Source organism: Candidatus Kryptonium sp. (genome assembly GCA_025060635.1).
GTDB lineage: Bacteria > Bacteroidota > Ignavibacteria > Kryptoniales > Kryptoniaceae > Kryptonium.
Genome location: JANXBN010000006.1, coordinates 116,539 through 134,462, shown reverse-complemented (window position 1 = coordinate 134,462; position 17,924 = coordinate 116,539). Strand labels below are relative to the sequence as shown.

The 17,924-nt window shown below is 37.6% G+C and carries 17 protein-coding genes; 6 read left to right on the top strand and 11 right to left on the bottom strand.

The window, feature by feature from the left end:
* The first annotated feature begins 161 nt into the window (after positions 1 to 161).
* From NZ923_08780 to NZ923_08765, 4 genes are all read left to right on the top strand, one after another.
* Entirely contained in the window at positions 162 to 1,100 is a 939-nt protein-coding gene (locus NZ923_08780) for an FAD:protein FMN transferase (protein ID MCS7230112.1), read from the top strand.
* Positions 1,097 to 2,461: a hypothetical protein gene (locus tag NZ923_08775; GenBank protein ID MCS7230111.1), complete on the top strand. Its 1,365-nt coding sequence runs from the start codon at positions 1,097 to 1,099 to the stop codon at positions 2,459 to 2,461. The genes NZ923_08780 and NZ923_08775 overlap by 4 nt, the downstream gene beginning before the upstream one ends.
* 67 nt (positions 2,462 to 2,528) lie before the next feature.
* On the top strand, positions 2,529 to 3,038 hold the full coding sequence (locus NZ923_08770) for an FMN-binding protein (protein MCS7230110.1): 510 nt from the start codon (positions 2,529 to 2,531) through the stop codon (positions 3,036 to 3,038).
* On the top strand, positions 3,035 to 3,985 hold the full coding sequence (locus tag NZ923_08765; protein ID MCS7230109.1) for a hypothetical protein: 951 nt from the start codon (positions 3,035 to 3,037) through the stop codon (positions 3,983 to 3,985). The genes NZ923_08770 and NZ923_08765 overlap by 4 nt, the downstream gene beginning before the upstream one ends.
* On the opposite strand, the gene NZ923_08760 is transcribed toward NZ923_08765, so the two are convergent.
* Genes NZ923_08760 through sppA form a run of 3 tightly spaced genes read right to left on the bottom strand, consistent with a single transcriptional unit; the run spans position 3,957 to position 8,788 of the window.
* Positions 3,957 to 4,796: an NAD+ synthase gene (locus tag NZ923_08760; protein ID MCS7230108.1), complete on the bottom strand. Its 840-nt coding sequence runs from the start codon at positions 4,794 to 4,796 to the stop codon at positions 3,957 to 3,959. The genes NZ923_08765 and NZ923_08760 overlap by 29 nt on opposite strands.
* A 33-nt stretch (positions 4,797 to 4,829) precedes the next feature.
* Positions 4,830 to 6,419, bottom strand: coding sequence for a Gfo/Idh/MocA family oxidoreductase (locus NZ923_08755; GenBank protein MCS7230107.1), 1,590 nt, complete (start codon positions 6,417 to 6,419; stop codon positions 4,830 to 4,832).
* Positions 6,420 to 6,421: 2 nt separating this feature from the next.
* Positions 6,422 to 8,788 carry a signal peptide peptidase SppA gene (sppA, locus tag NZ923_08750; GenBank protein MCS7230106.1) on the bottom strand — a complete coding sequence of 789 codons (2,367 nt, stop codon included), beginning with the start codon at positions 8,786 to 8,788 and terminating at the stop codon, positions 6,422 to 6,424.
* A gap of 125 nt (positions 8,789 to 8,913) precedes the next feature.
* Here sppA and queF point away from each other — a divergent pair, with 125 nt between their 5' ends.
* The gene (gene queF, locus NZ923_08745; GenBank protein MCS7230105.1) at positions 8,914 to 9,309 is read left to right on the top strand and encodes a preQ(1) synthase; all 396 of its coding nucleotides are present in this window, start codon (positions 8,914 to 8,916) and stop codon (positions 9,307 to 9,309) included.
* A 163-nt stretch (positions 9,310 to 9,472) separates the two neighbouring features.
* On the opposite strand, the gene nikR is transcribed toward queF, so the two are convergent.
* The 8 genes from nikR to NZ923_08705 form a co-directional block, all read right to left on the bottom strand.
* Positions 9,473 to 9,883 (bottom strand): nickel-responsive transcriptional regulator NikR, encoded by a 411-nt coding sequence (gene nikR, locus NZ923_08740; GenBank protein MCS7230104.1) that lies wholly within the window; start codon positions 9,881 to 9,883, stop codon positions 9,473 to 9,475.
* Positions 9,870 to 10,667: an inositol monophosphatase gene (locus NZ923_08735; GenBank protein MCS7230103.1), complete on the bottom strand. Its 798-nt coding sequence runs from the start codon at positions 10,665 to 10,667 to the stop codon at positions 9,870 to 9,872. The genes nikR and NZ923_08735 overlap by 14 nt, the downstream gene beginning before the upstream one ends.
* 15 nt (positions 10,668 to 10,682) lie before the next feature.
* A complete protein-coding gene (gene rsmI / locus NZ923_08730) occupies positions 10,683 to 11,396 on the bottom strand; it encodes a 16S rRNA (cytidine(1402)-2'-O)-methyltransferase (GenBank protein ID MCS7230102.1) in 714 nt (237 codons plus the stop codon).
* Positions 11,396 to 12,157, bottom strand: coding sequence for a polysaccharide deacetylase family protein (locus NZ923_08725; protein ID MCS7230101.1), 762 nt, complete (start codon positions 12,155 to 12,157; stop codon positions 11,396 to 11,398). Before NZ923_08725 ends, rsmI begins: the two co-directional genes overlap by 1 nt.
* Complete coding sequence (gene dut, locus NZ923_08720) at positions 12,154 to 12,603, bottom strand: dUTP diphosphatase (protein MCS7230100.1); 450 nt, start codon at positions 12,601 to 12,603, stop codon at positions 12,154 to 12,156. The genes NZ923_08725 and dut overlap by 4 nt, the downstream gene beginning before the upstream one ends.
* A 67-nt stretch (positions 12,604 to 12,670) precedes the next feature.
* Positions 12,671 to 14,674, bottom strand: coding sequence for a sodium-translocating pyrophosphatase (locus NZ923_08715; GenBank protein MCS7230099.1), 2,004 nt, complete (start codon positions 14,672 to 14,674; stop codon positions 12,671 to 12,673).
* Between the two features lie 83 nt (positions 14,675 to 14,757).
* On the bottom strand, positions 14,758 to 16,311 hold the full coding sequence (locus tag NZ923_08710; protein MCS7230098.1) for a DASS family sodium-coupled anion symporter: 1,554 nt from the start codon (positions 16,309 to 16,311) through the stop codon (positions 14,758 to 14,760).
* Between the two features lie 14 nt (positions 16,312 to 16,325).
* Positions 16,326 to 17,558 carry a radical SAM protein gene (locus NZ923_08705; GenBank protein ID MCS7230097.1) on the bottom strand — a complete coding sequence of 411 codons (1,233 nt, stop codon included), beginning with the start codon at positions 17,556 to 17,558 and terminating at the stop codon, positions 16,326 to 16,328.
* 72 nt (positions 17,559 to 17,630) lie between these two features.
* Between NZ923_08705 and NZ923_08700 the strand changes: the two genes are divergently transcribed.
* A complete protein-coding gene (locus NZ923_08700) occupies positions 17,631 to 17,918 on the top strand; it encodes a DUF971 domain-containing protein (protein MCS7230096.1) in 288 nt (95 codons plus the stop codon).
* Positions 17,919 to 17,924: the final 6 nt, after the last annotated feature.

Here is a 17,924-nt window from a genome sequence, read left to right as displayed (position 1 = left end):
TTTAAACTACATCAACTGCTTTATTTTCGCTCAAGCAAAAAATCTTCCAAATTTTCATCACTCTGATTAAACCCTGCCTTTGTTGCGTCAAACCGTAAGCTTGACTTTTTTTCTTCGCTTTATTATATTTAATTTAGATTAAATCTAAATAAAGAATCGTGATGAGCAAGATCGCGCATTTTGTTCTTATTCTAACTTTGCTAACACAAATTTCATCTGAGAGCGTCTTTTCGCAAGGAGCTAGCTATCATCTTATGGGAACATATGCCTACATTGAACTATCGCCCCAGAACCTAAACCACACAGCATATAAATACCTAAAGGAAATTGAAGCGAAACTTTCCGACTATATTGATTCCTCCGAGATCTCAAAAATAAACTCAAATGCAGGATACAAGTTCATAAAGATATCCGATATTGCTCTTGAGGTGATAAAGGAAGCAGTTCTTATTTCAAAAAGAACTTGGGGAATTTTTGATATCACCGTCGGAGCGTTGACGATTAATTCAAAGAGATTGAAAAAATTTTCCGAGGATAGCGCTTATAAACTTATTAATTTCAACGATATTGTCATTTCTGGCGATAGCATAATGTTGGCAAAGAAAGGTATGGCAATTGATCTCGGTGGAATTGGAAAAGGATTCGCAATTCAAAAAGTCCATGAAAATTTGAAAGCGAAATCGGGATTTATATCAATCGGTGGAGATATGAAAGTTTGGGGACATAAAAGAACGCTTGCAATTAAAAATCCTTTAAACGATGATGTTCTCGTTCAAATGGTTAATTCAAAAGATGTAGCACTTTCAACATCGGGAAACTACTTACAAAAACATATTGAGACGCAAGATGATAAAGTCACTCAAGTAACAGTAGCACATGAAAATTCAACATTTGCTGATGCCTATGCTACAGCTCTTTTCGCCATGCCGGAAAACTTAAGAATGAAATTTTTAAGCGAAAATAAAGATGTCGGAACATTGATTCTTTATGCGGATGGTTCGGTTTTCATGAATGAGAAATTCAGAGATTTCTTTGATATAATAATTTTCAAGGGTGGCGCTCAATATATTTCAAAAACAAACGGCAAGGTGAAAAAATGAATAAAATACTTCAAAAATCAATCATCGTCATAAGCATTTTATTAATCTCGTTAAATTTTTCACTTGCCCAATCACCAGAAGAAAAAATCAAGCAACTTGAAGAAAGAATCAAGCACTTAGAGATTGAGATATCAAAAATTCAAACCGCTGAAAAACAAAAAGAACAAATAATTCAAGAAATTGAAGCGTTAAAAGAAGAAATAAGACGACTTCGCCTTGAAGTGGCGATGCCAGAAATTGAGTTGAAATCCTACTTTGGGCTTGGTCCGGCAGCCTCAAAAATCTATTATACACCAAAGGGGCTTTCAATCGCTGGCTATGGTGAGATAACTTATGAAAACTATCTTGACCCATCAAAAACAGACAGAGGTGATGTGTTAAGGTTTGTGCCTTATATCGGATATAAATTTACGGATAACATAATCGTAAACTCCGAACTTGAGATTGAACATGCTGGATTTGGGAATATCGGGAGCAGAAACCCCGATGTTTATGTTGAGTTTTTATATGTTGATTTTATTTTGACATCAAAATTTAACATAAGAACAGGTTTATTTCTAATCCCAGCTAGCGGGATGAACGAATATCACGAGCCAACTGTTTACTTCGGAACATTGCGACCTGATGTTGAAAGATTTATAGTCCCAACTGTTTGGAGAGAATTAGGGGTGATGGTTTATGGTGAGCTAACAAATGGATTTTCTTACAAAGCTGGACTTATAAACGGTTTGAGAACGGATTTGATAAGCGATTGGATCGCCAGCGGAAGACAAAGAGGTGGCACGATAAATTTTGATAAGTTTGCTGGAGCTTTTGGGCTCAGTTTTCAAAGTGTGAAGAACTTAATCCTCTCCGCTTCACTTTATTATGGCGGTGGGAGCGATAAAGGCGGAGCAAGCGAAAGAGGAACTGAAGAAGCGAAATTTCTGCTTTTGACAACCGAAGCGAGTTTTCAACTTGGTTATCTATCCACGAAAGCTTTGTTTGCATACGGCAGTGCAAGCGGTAATGATGCTTACATAAATAGGGCTGGGAGAGCCAAAAGAGTTTACGGATGGTATGCAGAAGCAGGATATAATCTAATACCTGTAATTTATCCCGAATCAATAATTTCCTTTTCTCCATTCGTGAGATATGAAAGATATAATCTCAACCGAGAAGTTTTCACAGGAAGCCCATCCCCATCAAAAGATAGAAGCGTTCTAACAATCGGTCTTGACTTTAAGCCGCATCCGCAAGTTGTCATAAAAGCAGATTACCAAATTCGTAACACCACATCCAATCTTCCTGCTGGTAAAGGTACGGGCAAGGATGAATGGAAAATTGATCAATTTAACATAGGTGTTGGATTTATATTCTAACGCCATTGAGGTTCTCCCCGGGTCTTTAGCCCGGGGCGGATCTTTTAAAAATTAATTGAGCATAAGGATGAGACTGTTTTTGCTTATCTTGTTCATAGTAGCACAAAGCAAAAAACCAGAAAAAGTTTTAAGCGAAATTTATCCCGACTCAAAAATTGAAATTAAAAACATCGTTATTTCAGATTTACAAGCTGAAAAGGTCAAAAATTTATCCGGAGTGGAAATTGATACACGACTTATCACCTTTTATCTTGTTAAATCAAACTCAAAAATTAGAGCATACGCTTATGTTGATGTCCACATCGTGAGAACTCATCCTGAAGTCGTCTTGTATGTTTTAAATGAACGAGGTGAAATAGAATTGATTCAAATTCTTTCATTCAAAGAACCACCAGAATATATGGCGGATGAGAACTGGTTAAAATATCTCAAAGGTAAAACACTTGGGAAAGATCTTTTGAAGTTGAGAAGAGATGTTCCAAATATGACAGGTGCAACTCTTACTGCCAAAGCAATAACTGACAACGCAAGGAAGGTTATAGCTCTGTGGAAAATAATTTTCGGAGAAGCCAAATGAAGTTTTTCTGGACTGGAAATATGAAAAATTCCAGACCGATTCACACTGCCATTTTGCTTTTCACAGCTTTCGTTTTCCTATTTTGGATAAGCGCTTTTGTTAATTTTGGCTTAAAATTTGGCTACTCCGTTGAAAAAATTGAAACCTATTTTTTCGGTGAACCAGATTTCCCAGATGAGATCTCAATTGCTCATATTTCCGAAGAAACTCATATAAATCTTTTTATTTTTTCGCTTCTTTTTCTTTGTATCGCTGCCTTGCTCATTTATTCAACAGTTGATGAAAAGCTAAAGATGGGGCTGATTTTGAGTTTCGCATCCTTGGGGCTTTTATATTCTCTATCTGATTATATTGTCGTTTCGCTTGGAAATGGATATGGGATTTTGAAAATGCTTTTGTTTTTGCTTTTTCAAGCGGTGATTTTACTCTCTCTGTTGATCATATGGTTCAAAAATTCCAGAAATCGGCAAGATAACGGAAATTCAAAATTTCTTGTGCTTTTAATTTTTCTGTTTGCAGTTTTCAATATCTTCTTCGTCGGTTTAAATTTCATCCTGTTTGCCGAGAAAATTGGATTCACAATCTCAAGTGTCGTTGATTATTACCTTGGAAACGCTGAAAAATTTATAAAACCGAAATCAATCAAAGGGCTCTTTGAAGTTGCTTATTTACATTTAATTCCGATGGCTCTGTATCTAATTACGCTTATTCATTTTGTTTATGTTGTTAACGATAAATTTAACACAACTTTAACGGTTCTACTTTTTGCTTTCGCTATTGTTGACAACTTCAGCGGAATTTTGATAGTCCTGCTTGGACGAGAAATTGCTGGAGTTAAATTGTTTTCTTTTTTTATGCTCCAATTTCTGCTTATTTTTTCCTCTGTGATTTTGATTTACAAATTGATGTTTTCAAAATCTAACTTCCCCAATCGCGGGCGTATCTGAAATCAATGTTTATCGTTCTATATGAAATCTTCGCAATTATCGGCGGTCTTCGTTTGAATTGGTTTCTTTGAACCATAATTCTAACTCGTTCAATCATATCTTTATCAAAACCAAGTTCAAGAAGTTCTTCATCCGTCCTTCGCTCGTCAACCATGAAATATAAAAGTTTATCCACAATTTTATAAGGAAATCCGATCTCATCTTCATCTGTTTGACCGATCCATAAATCCGCTGTCGGTTTTTTCTCAATTATTTTCTTTGGTACGCCGAGCTCTTCAGCAAGTTGCCACACCTGCGTTTTATAAAGATCACCAAGTGGATTTATAGCGCTTGCCATGTCCCCGTAGAGAGTTCCATATCCAAGCAGAAGTTCTGTCTTGTTGCTCGTCCCGATAACAAGAGCTTTTTCCCGAGCGGATAAATCGTAAAGCACGATCATTCGCATTCGCGCCATAACATTACCACGCCTGATGTTGTCCATATCTGGAAACTTCTCAAAATAAGGTTCACACATAGGCGTTATATCAACGAATTCGCTTTTTATTCCGAGATTTGAAATTACAAGTTTTGCGTCTTCAACGCTATCAGGGGAACTTGTTTTATATGGCATTATAACACCGATGACATTTTCAGGGCCAAGAGCTTCCGCACTAAGATAAGCCGAAACAGCGGAATCAACACCACCAGAAACTCCTAAAATCCCTTTTTTAAGTCCAAACCTCGTTGTCTCTTTTTTAATGAAGTCAACGAGAATCTTTCTGACTATTTTCATGTTAAGTTTCAAATCCTTTGCCTTTTCAAGTATTTCCATTTTCGCTTCTTTTTTGTTTTGAATTTGCTTTATCTATGAATGCTTTTGAATTTCAGCTACTTTATTTTTTCTTTTCTCGTAAGTTCTTCCGCACTTTTTGCATATTGCCCTACTTTTTTTGAAGTTCAATTTCTCGCCACATTCACATATCCAACCTGTTATTTTTGCTGGAACACCTGTCACGATCGCATAATCAGGAACATTTTTAGTGACAACGGCACCTGCACCAATCATCGCCCATTTACCGATTGTTATACCGCATAGAATCGTCGCGTTTGCTCCGATCGTTGCACCTTCTTTGACAAGTGTTGGGATCCACTTACCACCTTTGGGATATTTTGCTCTTGGATTCAAATCGTTTGTGAAAACAGCGGATGGTCCAACAAAGACATGATCTTCAAGAGTAACGAGGTCATATACAGAGACATTATTTTGAAGTTTAACTCCGTTTCCGATCACAGCTCTTGATCCAATGAAGCAGTTTTGTCCAATTATGCAGTTTTTCCCAATTTTTGCACCTTTCATTATGTGTGAGAAATGCCATATCTTTGTCCCTTCTCCAATTTCACAAGGTTCGTCAATTACTGCGGTTTCGTGCGCATAAAATTTTTCATTCACTTTTAAAAAAACTCCATTATTTTTTAATGATTTGCTTGCAAGATCAAGGACTTTGAGAACACGCAATGACTCATAACCATCTGTTAAAGGTTTGGTCCTTTTTTTAAAACATTCAACGAAATGAAGACAAGCTTTTTTCAAAGGTTCTTCATTTGGAATTTGGACTATTTCAGCGTTCGCTTTTCTTGCGATCGGTAGAGCACCTTGCCATTCAATTTTATGTGAATAAAGTGTAAGTTTGTTTTCCGGCTCTGTATCGTCAAAGACAGCCATCTTTTTAGTCCCAATTACAACGAGCTTCTGTTCCTTGTATGGATGAAGCCAACTTACAAAGATATGAACTTTTACACCATTTTTAAATTCAAGATGCGTTAAAGTGACATCGCAGGGAATTTTTGAGTTAAGTTCTTTATCAGAGATGTCGGGGAAAAGATAATTTTTTCCAACTGCCGAAATTTTTTCTGGCATTTCTCCGATGATTGAAAGTATAAGCGAGACATCATGCGGTGCAAAGCTCCATAGCGTATTTTCTTCTTTTCTAAACTTACCGAAATTCAATCTGTTTGAGTAAATATATTTTATCTCGCCTATTTCACCAAGGCGAATTAAATCTTTCAACTTTTCAACTGCGGGATGATACTGAAGGACATGATCAACCATCAAAATTAAGTTTCTCTCTTCAGAAATTTTCACGAGCTCAACTGCGTCCTCAATTCTCAAGGCAAGTGGTTTTTCAATGAAAACATCTCGTCCAGAAAGTAGAAACAACTTTGCAAGTTCAAAATGTGTCTCCGAAGGTGTTGCTATCGCAACTGCTTTGATCTCTGGATCATTTATAACATCATCAATTGAGTTGGTATAATTAGCTGGGAACTTATTTTTTAGATCGTCAAAATTTGACTCGTTTATGTCGCAGACGGTTTTTAAAACTCCAATTTCAAAAAAATTTCGCACAAGGTTTTTTCCCCAACTTCCTGAGCCGATAACCGCGACAAATTTTTCCATCGTCACTCAAATAATTTATTTAAAAACAAATTTCTTAACATCAAACTGATAAATCCTTCTTGCATTCCGAAAAGCGTCGGGACTGGATAAAACTTGACCTCGTATTTTCCTTTTATATTTGCTTTTTCCCTTGAGAAGTCAATCGCGTTTCTCAAACCGCCAAGTTCATCAACGAGCTTAAGATTCAGCGCTTGAGTTCCAGTGTAAACTTTACCTTGTGCTAACTTTTCAACTTCGTCAAGAGTCATATTTCTATTTTCTGCGACCTTTTGCTTGAAACCAAGATAAGTATATTGAAGTGCGTTTTCAATGCCCTTTCTTTCAATTTCGGTCCAATGCCTTGTCGTAGAGAACATATCTGCGTAGTCGCCTTTTTTATATGTCTCAATTTTTATCTTCAAATTTTCATAAAGTTTCTCAAGAACTGGTTTTGAATAGACAACGCCGATGCTTCCTGTCAATGTTGCTGGATTTGCGAAGATCTTGTCCGAGCTACAAGCGACATAATAACCACCGCTTGCTGCGACATTTCCAAATGATACAACGACAGGTTTCTTTTTCCTTGCCTCTTTAAGTGCGGTGTAAATTTCGTTTGAAGCGAGCGCAGAGCCACCACCGCTATTAACTCTTAAAATTATCGCTTTTACGCTTTTATCTTTCGCAGCTGAATTAATTTGTTTGACAACTGTTTCAGATCCCGTCGCTCTTTCGCCAAAAAATGGCAAAGGCAAAGGAGGTTGACTTTCACCAGTTATAATTGCGCCGTGGACACCAATCACTGCGATTTTCGGCGTAATGCCCCAAGTTCTATCCCAGTATTTCCTTTTGTCAAGCTTTGTCAAATTAACTTTTTCATCATCTCGGTTGTTGGCAAGTTTATTTATCAATTTTTTCGCCTCATTATAAAAGCCGATCTCATCAACGATCCCGATCTCCTTAGCCCTCGGCGGTATCAAACCACCAGAAATTTCATTTACGAGATCTTCGGTGAAATTTATATTTCTTGACTTTGAAATTTGCTCTATCATTTGTTTATGAATTTCATCAACAAGCCCTTTAATTAGTTCAGCTTGATTTGGGGTCGCTGAATCAGTATAGATTGAGTGAAAAGTTGATTTATATTCGCCTGCTGTCATGGCATCCCATTCAACGCCAAACCTTTCAAAGAAACTTTTCAATCTTGAGACATCAATCACTGCTCCGTAGCCAACGATCATACATTCAGGGGCAATGACGATTTTATCTGCAACACTTGCTAAATAAAGTTCATTTACACCAGCCATTTCACCACCGAGATAAGCGACAACAGGTTTGCCTGCCTTTTTGACTTTTATAACCGCTTGGACAATTTCTTGAGTTAATCCTTCAAGCTCATAAAGTTTAACTTCGCCACTGAACTGATAAATTTTAAGCAAAAGCCCGTTTATGTCTCTATCTTTTTCTGCCTTTTCAATTTCTTCAATGATGTCGTGCACATTTTTTCTCGGCCTTGATAAAATTGAGCGTTGTTCTTTATAATCAGGTATGACGCCACGGATCTCAACCTCTGCAATTTTCTTTACAGGATATGTGAAGGTCGGCATAACTTCGGTAGAATAAAAAGTTGAACCAGTTGCTTTCGTTTTTGAATTATCAAAGTCAGTAAAGATTTTAATTCCAGCGTTTTGAAGATTTAAAGAAAAACCGACGATGAAGGTTTGCTTATCTGAGTAAATTTTTGAATTATCAAGAATGCCGAAGAGATTGAAACCATTGATTATTTTAAGTTCAGCTCCAACTTTAAAGTTTTTAACTCTTTGTTTTTCCTTGATGAAAACATCGGATGAGATCGTAAGGAAATCAGTTCCAAGCGGGCGAACCCCGATGCCAGCGGTATATGACTTTTCAAGTGGCGTGTCTTGAAAATATCTTCCTGTTAAGTTGTAAGCGACAAAAGATAACGAAATAAAATTAAAAGGTCGGGCTATGGCTCCAACATTTATTGAAGATCTAAATTTTTGATCGTTTATCTTGAAATAGTCAAGTCCAACTCCAACAGTGAAATTCTCTTGTCCGAACCCAGTTGATGTTGAGATCAAAGTTGATGTTTGATTTTGAATTTTCGCTCTTTTAAGAGCAAATCCAAAACGCATTGATTGAAAGAAAAATCCAGCATCATAGTTTTTGAAGGAGAATTTTTCACCAGAAGAAAGATAAAGTGAGAAATTTGCCTTATGCGGAAAACCCATGCTTGCTGGGTTCATACGCAGGAATTCGGAACCATCAGCCGTCGCTGTGAAAAGATATCTTTCAAAACTTGGAACATATAAACTCTGGGCAAGTGAGATCGCGGTGGTTAAAATTAGAAGGGCGAAAAGTTTGGCTTTCATTTCGGAATCCGTTTTTTTATTTTTGTTAATTCAAAATTAAGCAAAGAAAAAAAGATATTCAATTTTTTAAATGCGCAAATTTTTGATTAGATTTTACGGGAATAAAAAACAAACTTGCATGAACCATGGAGGACAAGAAACTCAAATACGGCGAGGAAGCGATTCTAAACGCACAACTTGAAACTTGGGAAAATCCCTACCCCGATAGAGATTACAAAATTGAGATAACATTCCCTGAATTCACCTGTCTTTGCCCAAGATCTGGCTATCCAGATTTCGCAACGATAAAGATAACATACATACCCGACAAATACATAGTTGAGCTTCGCTCTCTCAAACTTTATCTGAACAAATACAGAAACGAATACATCTCGCACGAATCAGCAACGAACAAAATTTACGATGACCTTGAGAAGCTTCTAAAGCCAAGGTTTCTTGAAGTTATCGGTGATTGGAATGTGAGAGGAAATGTCAAGACGATAATTACAGTTTCATCAAAAGATAAAGAATTAGTCAAGTAATTTCTCCGCCAACGGATTTAAAAAAATGCTACGCTCTTTTATCAAATGACGTGCAAAAGATAATGTAAGGCGAAAAAGAGATAAGGGCAAAGGAGCGTTTTATTTAAATAAGATTTCGCCACGAACTTTCTCAATTGGATGGATCCTTTTACAACGCTGTTCTTTAGACCGTTGTTAAAACGAGCTTGCCATTTTCAACTCCTTTAAAACTCAACACTTTATCCGTTATCTTCTTCAGGTCTTCTGACTTCCCTTTCATTATCACAACCTCAAGGCAATGGTTTTGGTCAATGTGAATGTGAGTTGTTGAAATTATCATATTGAAATGTTCGTGCTGAAAATCGGTCAACTTTTCCTCAAGCTCTCGCTTTCTGTGATCATACACAAAAGAGAAAATTCCAAAGCAAATTTTGTTTTTCTCAATTGCTTGCTCAACGAGCTTTTCCCTTATGAGGTCTCTTATTGCTTCTGATCTATTGGTGTATCCTTTCTGTTGGATTAGTTTATCAAACTTTTCAAGAAGTTCGTTTTCCATTGAGACCCCAAACCTAACGACATACTTATTTTCTTTCATTTTTGTTAAGTCCTTTTTTTATGACTTCAAGCATTTGTTCGTGTATTATTCCATTGCTTGCAACAATCCCCTTAGTATAGATGTTGAACTTATTTCCATAGAAATCTGTCACCTTGCCCCCAGCTTCTTCAACTATTATTTTTCCAGCTGCGACATCCCACGGATTCAGATCAACTTCCCAAAATCCATCAAGTCGCCCGCAAGCAACATAGACAAGGTCAAGAGCAGCTGAACCAAGTCGTCTTATCGCTTGCGCACTCATTAAGAAGTTAACAAAATGTTCAATACAATTATCTGGATTTTCCTTGACATTGTAGGGAAATCCAGTTGCAAGCATACTTTTTATCAGAACATCGGTTTTAGAAACGGAGATTCTCTTTCCATTTAAAAACGCACCCTTACCTTTTTCAGCGTAAAAGAGTTCATCAAAGTTCGGGTCATAAACAACTCCAAGTATGACTTCACCTTTATATTCAAGCGCAATTGACACACAGAAGACGGGGAAAGAGTGAGTGTAATTCGTCGTCCCGTCAAGAGGGTCAATTATCCATTTGTAATCAGATTTTTCAACTGATGCACCGCTTTCCTCCGAAAGTATATCATGATGTGGAAACTTGCTCTTGATGTATTGAATTATTTTTCTTTCCGACGCTTTATCAATCTCCGTGACGAGGTTTATTTCTTCTTTTTTTCTTTCAATGTTTTTGACCTTTCCGATGTTCATTTTTAAAAACTTCCCAGCTTCCTTTGCGATCTCTATTGCGCTACTTAGGTAATTCATCATAATTTGAATTTTGTTTTAAAAATCAATTTTCTTGCTCTCTTCAGATCCAGCTATTACGATCACACACTCGCCCTTTTTCTTCCTCTCTGCGAAATAGTTCATAACCTCAATAACATTGCCTCTGATTATTTCCTCATCTGGCATTGTTAAATTATAAGCGACGCAAATTTTTCTTTCAACTCCGAGGACTGCTCCGATGTCCTCAAGCACAGGTATGATTCTGTAAGGTGTTTCAAATATAACAACGGTTCTTTGCTCACCTTTCAATTTTCGCAGCTCTTCCCTTCTTCTTTCCCTTTTTTGTGATAACCATCCATAATAGATAAATTTTTCAATGTTAAAGCCGGATACAATTAAAGCAAGAAGAAGCGCAGATGCGCCGGGAATTGGAACAATTTTGATACCTTCTTTGATTGCTTTCTTCACGAGAAGCGAACCGGGATCTGAAAATACAGGCGTCCCGGCATCCGAAATCAAAGCGACATTTTTACCAGAATTTAAATCGTTTATGATTTTATCAACCTTCGTTGCCTCGTTGTGTTCGTTCAATGTATCAAGTTCTTTTGGCTCTATTTGATAATTAGCCAAGATCTTTCTTCCCTCCTTCAATTCTTCGCAAACGATGATGTCAACTTCCTTCAACACTTTCAATGCTCTAAGCGTTATATCTTCCGGGTTTCCTATCGGCGTCGCCACAAGGTAAAGCGTTCCTTTCAAAGGTACTTCCATTAGATCAGTTTCTTGATTTTGTTTTTCATGTAATTTATCGTCAAAGTGATCTCGGCAAATGAATTGATCAAATTTAACTTAAATCGCTCAAATTCCGAAGAATTAATCTTTCGGATGATAGATGAAATTGAATCAATTGCGTAAACCGCAAATCGGTGATAAACACCGTCAAGTTTTTCTCCGTTCGTTAAAGCGTAAACACCTTCATAACCACACTTTAACGCAAGATCCACTATCCTCTTGTTGTATCTGCTAAACGGCGGAGCGAAAGATTTAACAACTATCCCGAGATTTTTCTCAATCTCATATTTTGAGGATTCAAGCTCAAGTTTAATCCTCTCATCATCAACGAGATTTAAAGATATATGGCTTGCGGAATGTGAGCCTATTTCCCAACCATGTTCGGATAAAATTTTAAGCTCATCCCAGTTAAGATGTTCAAATCTTATCCCGAAACCGAAATCCCAAGTGTTAATCTTTCCAACGAAGTTTGAAATTACAAAAACGGTCGCCTTAAAGTCGTATTTCTTCAAAATTGGAAATGCAAAGTCAAAGACATTTTTATAACCATCATCAAAAGTTATGCAGATGAATTTTTCATCGTTTGTTTTTAAATTTCTCGCTTCGGAGACGGTGAGGGATTTATAACCTCTTTCGTATAGAAATTTTATGTGTTTTTCAAACTGCTTTGGAGTGACTCTCGTTATGCCGAGTTCAAACTTTGTATCAACTTTATGGTATGTTAAAATCGGTATGTTCATATTCCCGTATGACCGAAGCCACCAGCGCCTCTTTTTGTTGAGTTAAGTTCTCTTACCTCTTCCCATTCAACCTTAGCATATTTTGAGATGACCATTTGAGCGATTCTATCGCCACGCTTGATGGTGAACTCTTTTTTTCCGAGATTTACAAGAATTATTTTTATCTCACCGCGATAGTCCGAATCAATTGTCCCTGGCGTATTAAGTAGAGTTATTCCATGGTTTATTGCAAGCCCACTTCTTGGTCTTATTTGGGCTTCATATCCAAACGGAAGCTCAATCGCAATTCCAGTTGGGATGAGTGCTATTTCTCCAGGTTTAAGCACAACTTCAGAGTCAACATCTGCGTAAAGATCCATTCCTGCGGAACCTTCGGTTGCGTATTTAGGTAAAGGTAAATCGTGGTTTTGGCGAAGGCGCGTTATTTTGATTTTCACCGTTTCCATTTTTTATCACATAAAAATTCACATAAAAATTTAAAAAGGGACGCCTGAAAGCGTCCCTTGTTGATTTTTACTTAAATAGTTGAGCGAACCAATTTTCATGCAATCCCTTGAGATAAACACCGAAGACAAGCGAAACGATTGACATAAGTTTTATGAGTATGTTCATTGACGGACCGCTTGTATCTTTGAATGGATCTCCAACCGTATCACCAACGACAGCTGCTTTATGTGCTGGTGAACCTTTGCCTCCGAAGTTTCCAGCTTCAATGTATTTCTTTGCGTTATCCCATGCTCCACCTCCATTTGCCATAAAGAGCGCAACCATTACACCACTTGCAATTGCTCCAGCGAGCAATCCACCAAGTGCTTCTGGTCCAAGAATTATGCCAGTTAAAACTGGGACAATAATCGCAAGGATTCCAGGCAAAATCATCTCCTTCAGTGCGCCAGCAGTTGCTATGTCAACACAGGTAGCTGTATCTGGCTTTGCTTTTCCTTCAAGAAGCCCAGGGATTTCACGAAATTGCCTTCTTACTTCCTCAACTATTTTAAAAGCGGCTTTTCCGACGGCTTCCATCGTCAAAGCAGCAAATAGAAATGGCATCCCTGCTCCGATTAAAAGACCAATAACAGTGTTCGCATGTGTTAAATCAATCTTCTCAAGTCCAACTGTTTGAGAATAAGCAGTGAAAAGAGCAAGCGCTGTCAAAGCAGCTGAACCAATTGCGAAACCTTTTCCAATTGCAGCAGTTGTATTTCCGAGCGCATCAAGCTTATCTGTTATCTTTCTCACTTCAGGACCAAGATGGGACATTTCCGCAATTCCACCAGCGTTGTCCGCTATCGGACCATAAGCATCAACCGACATAGTTATTCCAATCGTTGCCAACATTCCAACAGCTGAAATCGCTATTCCGTAAATTCCCGCAGATACATACGAGATAAGAATTGCGATTGCAATTGCAAGAACTGGATAGGTTGTGCTCTTGAAACCAACAGCTATTCCAGTAATTATATTCGTTGCTGCACCGGTTGTAGCTGATTGAGCAATTGATTTTATAGGTGAGCCCGAAGTATAGTATTCACTTAAAAGTCCAATGGCAATTCCAGCAAATACACCTGAGAGGATCGCCCAGAAAGGATTTAATGTCCCGACGAGATTTTTAACGATGAAATACGAAAACACAATAAGCAAGCCTTCTGCAACAAATGTTGAATATCTCAATGCTTTTTGAGGATCAATGTTCTGAAAAACTCTAATTGAAAGCGAAGCAAGGAAAGAAGCAATTGTTCCAAACATTATAACAAGAAGCGGTAATATCATCCAGCTTTCCTTATCTGGCACTGCAAGCGTGGCACCGATTGCGATCGTCGCTATAACTGAACCAACATAAGATTCAAACAAGTCAGCACCCATTCCAGCAACATCGCCAACATTATCACCGACATTATCTGCGATCACAGCTGGATTTCTCGGATCATCTTCAGGGATTCCGACTTCAACTTTTCCAACAAGATCTGCTCCGACATCAGCGCTTTTTGTGTAGATTCCACCGCCGACCCTTGCGAAAAGTGCTATTGAGCTTGCACCCATTCCGAAACCACTTATTATCGTCGGATCTTTATACAAAAGATAGAAAATCCCAAGCCCAAGAAGTCCAATGCTTGCAACTGTTAATCCCATAACAGCACCGCCGGTAAACGAGACAACAAGAGCTTTATTCTGTCCTTGAGTCGCAGCTTGAGCAGTTCTTACATTTGCCCTTGTTGCTGCTGTCATACCGATAAATCCAGCAAGCATTGAACAAATTGCACCACTTACGAAAGCGATCGCTGTTTCAAGTTTTATCACAGCCCACAAAATGACAAACATAATCAATATGAAAATTGCCAAAGTAGAATATTCTCTTTTAAGAAAAGCGGAAGCGCCCTTTTGAATCAACTCAGCGATGTCCTGCATCGTTTGATTCCCTGCTGGCTGCCTCTTGATGTAGAAAAATAGATAAAGAGCGTATAAAACTCCTAAAAATCCAACAACAGGGACAAAAATCGCTAAGCTTGTAGAAATCATGAAAATAGACCTCCATTTTTGTTTTGGGAAATCCTGAGGAAAAAACTGAAACAAATTTAAAAATAACTTCACAAATTTTCAAATCATCCCAAACGAATGTTAACCAAACCGATCGCGCCAGCAACATAGAAAAAAACCGTAATGTAGAACCACATAACTAAATCAAGTATAAACCCGACCTTTAGCATATCTTTCAAAGAAACATATCTTGTACCATAAACTATTGCATTTGGAGGAGTTGCGACCGGAAGCATGAAAGCCATAGATGACGCAACAGTCGCAGGTAAGACAAGAATTAAAGGATTCACATTAAGTTCGGAACATATTGAAATCAATATCGGGACCATCATTGATGTCACCGCTGTATTTGATGTCACCTCGGTTAAAAAATCAACCAAAATGACAACAATCGGAACGAGTAAAACTGGTGATGGATGTCCAAAAAGCTTCACAAATTCAGTAGATATCACAGTTGCGAGGCCAGTTTTAAACATAGCATCGGACAAAGCGATCCCACCGCCGAACAAAAGCAAAGTCCCCCATTCAACATATTTTGAATCGCCCCAATCAAGAACAAATTTTCTCTTTGATAGATCAACAGGCAAAACAAATAATAGAACGCTACCGAAAACTGCAATTAAATACTCATCAAACCATCTAAGCTTATCTCCAAAGAAAGGTATGAAACGCCAAAATGGATTCGTCACCCAAAGTAAAACTGTAAACAAAAAACCAAAAAGTGTCAATTTTTCAGCTTTGGTCAAGTTTCCAAGTTTATTTCTCTCGCTAATTAAACTTTTCTTCACCTCGCCACTTATTGAAATATCAAACTTAAAAACTATTTTCAGCACGAACCATAAAACAGGCAACGCAAATATGACAAATGGCACACCGAAAATCATCCAATCAAGAAAGCTTATCCGTGCTACTTTTTCATTTGCAAGTATTGACACGGCGATTCCATTCGGTGGCGTCCCAACTATCGTCCCAACACCGCCGATTGAAGAAGCGTAAGCTATTCCAAACATAATTGTTTTCCCAAAATTTGAACCGAGATCAACATTTAGCTTGCTCAATATACCTAAACCGATTGGCAACATCATTGCTGTCGTTGCTGTATTGGAAACCCACATTGAAACAAGAGCACTTGCTAATATCAATCCGAATAAAATTTTGTTTGGGCTTTTTGCGATGTCTCCGCGCGTTAAAATCCAAAGCGCAATTCTTCTATCAATCCCCCACTTCTGCAAAGCACCAGCTATTAGAAATCCAGCAAGAAAAAGAAAGATCACAGGATTTGCGTAATTTAGAAAAACATTCTTTCCGTTAAGCTCAATTAGCTTCCCATCTTGAACACCGTAAGTTTGAAAAATCGGTAAAATGATCCCTGGCAAAAGAGCTGTGATAGGGATCGGAACCGCCTCGGTTATCCACCAAATTATCATCAGAAACAAAAGCGCAAGAGTGACTTTCATGCTATATGAAACTTTTAGAACTTCCGGAGTCAAATCGGAAGTGTTAAGTTTATTACTTGCATAATGAATAAATGTCTGCGGAACTGGCATAAGCAAAATTAATATAAAGACGAACAATCCGAGAAAAAATCCAACATTCCCCCTTATTTTGTCAAAATCCATTTTTGCCTCCATTTTTAGTAAATAAATTCCTGAATGTCATAAAGCGTCACTCTAACTCCAATCTTGTTTAAACCCTTGAGCCCTTCTTTGATCTCCCGAATTTGGTTTGATATCTCAAACTTGTTCAGCATCTCTGAACCAATCTCTGCCATTATTTTCACATATTCATCTGCTTCGTCAAGCACAAGCGGAGAAAGATAAATTATATCCCCATTTCCGATCGGCATTTTAACAATTGTTTCAACAGTGTTTTTGACATGTTGATTATAAAATTTTTTACCACCAGCGCCTGCAAGAATTATGATGCCGACATTTATCCCAGCTTTTTTTATCGTTGAAACGACATCAATACATTCGCTCGGCGATCCTGGCTTGTTAAGATATTTAAATAAAGTTTCATCCCCCGTCTCAAGCCCAATGTAAATTCTTTTAACAAGCAACTCTTTAAGTTCAATATATTCGTCATAGCTTTTTCTTTCCGCCCCGAAAATATCAAGAAAAGAATAGATTCCATCAAAAACATAGCCATGCTCTTTCTTAAATTGCCCGATCGGAAACTCATCGTGGACGATTTTTATTAACTCAACCAGTCGCTTCTGCGGGATCACAAGAGCGTTCGCATCCCCAAGAAAGATTGATTTCCTCAAGCCAATTGATTTACCGAAGAATTCTTTAATTTTTACGATGTGCCCCACGAGCTCATCTGGCGATTTCACCCTAAACTTTCTATCTTGATAAAAACTGCAAAATGTGCATCTATTCCATGAACAACCCTCCGCAAGTTGAATCACGAGCGAAAAATACTGATCGGGCGGGAGAATGCTGATCGGTTTATAAACTGTTAAAAATCTAACCCCATCTTTTTCAAGCTCATCAAAATTCCATCGCAAAATTCCATCTATCCTTTCCAAAATCTCATCCATTCTTTCGCACTCGCTCAGTCCAGATCTTATTTTGTTAACTCTTTGAATTACATCTTCAATGACTTTTCTTTTTTCAACCTTATCGGCAAAAACCTTTACTTTAAATCCGTCCTTATCAAAAAATTTTTTCATCAATCTATTGTCAAGCCCTCGTCTGTAGCTTATGCCATCAAAAAATCCACCCATAAACCTGCCTTCCGCATCAAAATAATAGATAAACTTGTGCTCCTCCGAAATCGTAGTTGAATACTTTTGTAGGTTAAAGTAAACATCCCCAACATCCCTGATGTATGTTTTGACAACATTTTCGCCTATCTTTTCCACTCGTGTTGAAAATTGAGTTTTTAATTGGTATTTTTCACTTGAAATTTAAAAACAAATTCAACTTTTCGCCAAATGCTTTATCCGGTTAAGATTGAAAGAATAGAGGACAAACTTAAATTCACATGGAACGATGGCTATGAAAATGTCTTGTCGTTAAAATTTTTGCGCGATAGTTGTCCTTGCGCCACTTGCTCAACAGAAAGAGAGGAAGAAACATTTTTCAAGTTACCTGTCTCAGGGCAGTATGAAATCAAAGAGATAAATCAAGTTGGAAACTACGCAATTCAAATAACTTGGGGAGATGGGCACAACACAGGAATTTATAGTTTTGATTATTTGCGAGAGTTAAAAGAGGAATAAAAAAGG

Coding starts and splice junctions, on each gene's coding strand:
- NZ923_08780 (MCS7230112.1), top strand. CDS start 162: ATGAGCAAGATCGCGCATTTTGTTCTTATTCTAACTTTGCTAACACAA.
- NZ923_08775 (MCS7230111.1), top strand. CDS start 1,097: ATGAATAAAATACTTCAAAAATCAATCATCGTCATAAGCATTTTATTA.
- NZ923_08770 (MCS7230110.1), top strand. CDS start 2,529: ATGAGACTGTTTTTGCTTATCTTGTTCATAGTAGCACAAAGCAAAAAA.
- NZ923_08765 (MCS7230109.1), top strand. CDS start 3,035: ATGAAGTTTTTCTGGACTGGAAATATGAAAAATTCCAGACCGATTCAC.
- NZ923_08760 (MCS7230108.1), bottom strand. CDS start 4,796: ATGGAAATACTTGAAAAGGCAAAGGATTTGAAACTTAACATGAAAATA.
- NZ923_08755 (MCS7230107.1), bottom strand. CDS start 6,419: ATGGAAAAATTTGTCGCGGTTATCGGCTCAGGAAGTTGGGGAAAAAAC.
- sppA (MCS7230106.1), bottom strand. CDS start 8,788: ATGAAAGCCAAACTTTTCGCCCTTCTAATTTTAACCACCGCGATCTCA.
- queF (MCS7230105.1), top strand. CDS start 8,914: ATGGAGGACAAGAAACTCAAATACGGCGAGGAAGCGATTCTAAACGCA.
- nikR (MCS7230104.1), bottom strand. CDS start 9,883: ATGAAAGAAAATAAGTATGTCGTTAGGTTTGGGGTCTCAATGGAAAAC.
- NZ923_08735 (MCS7230103.1), bottom strand. CDS start 10,667: ATGATGAATTACCTAAGTAGCGCAATAGAGATCGCAAAGGAAGCTGGG.
- rsmI (MCS7230102.1), bottom strand. CDS start 11,396: ATGGAAGTACCTTTGAAAGGAACGCTTTACCTTGTGGCGACGCCGATA.
- NZ923_08725 (MCS7230101.1), bottom strand. CDS start 12,157: ATGAACATACCGATTTTAACATACCATAAAGTTGATACAAAGTTTGAA.
- dut (MCS7230100.1), bottom strand. CDS start 12,603: ATGGAAACGGTGAAAATCAAAATAACGCGCCTTCGCCAAAACCACGAT.
- NZ923_08715 (MCS7230099.1), bottom strand. CDS start 14,674: ATGATTTCTACAAGCTTAGCGATTTTTGTCCCTGTTGTTGGATTTTTA.
- NZ923_08710 (MCS7230098.1), bottom strand. CDS start 16,311: ATGGATTTTGACAAAATAAGGGGGAATGTTGGATTTTTTCTCGGATTG.
- NZ923_08700 (MCS7230096.1), top strand. CDS start 17,631: ATGCTTTATCCGGTTAAGATTGAAAGAATAGAGGACAAACTTAAATTC.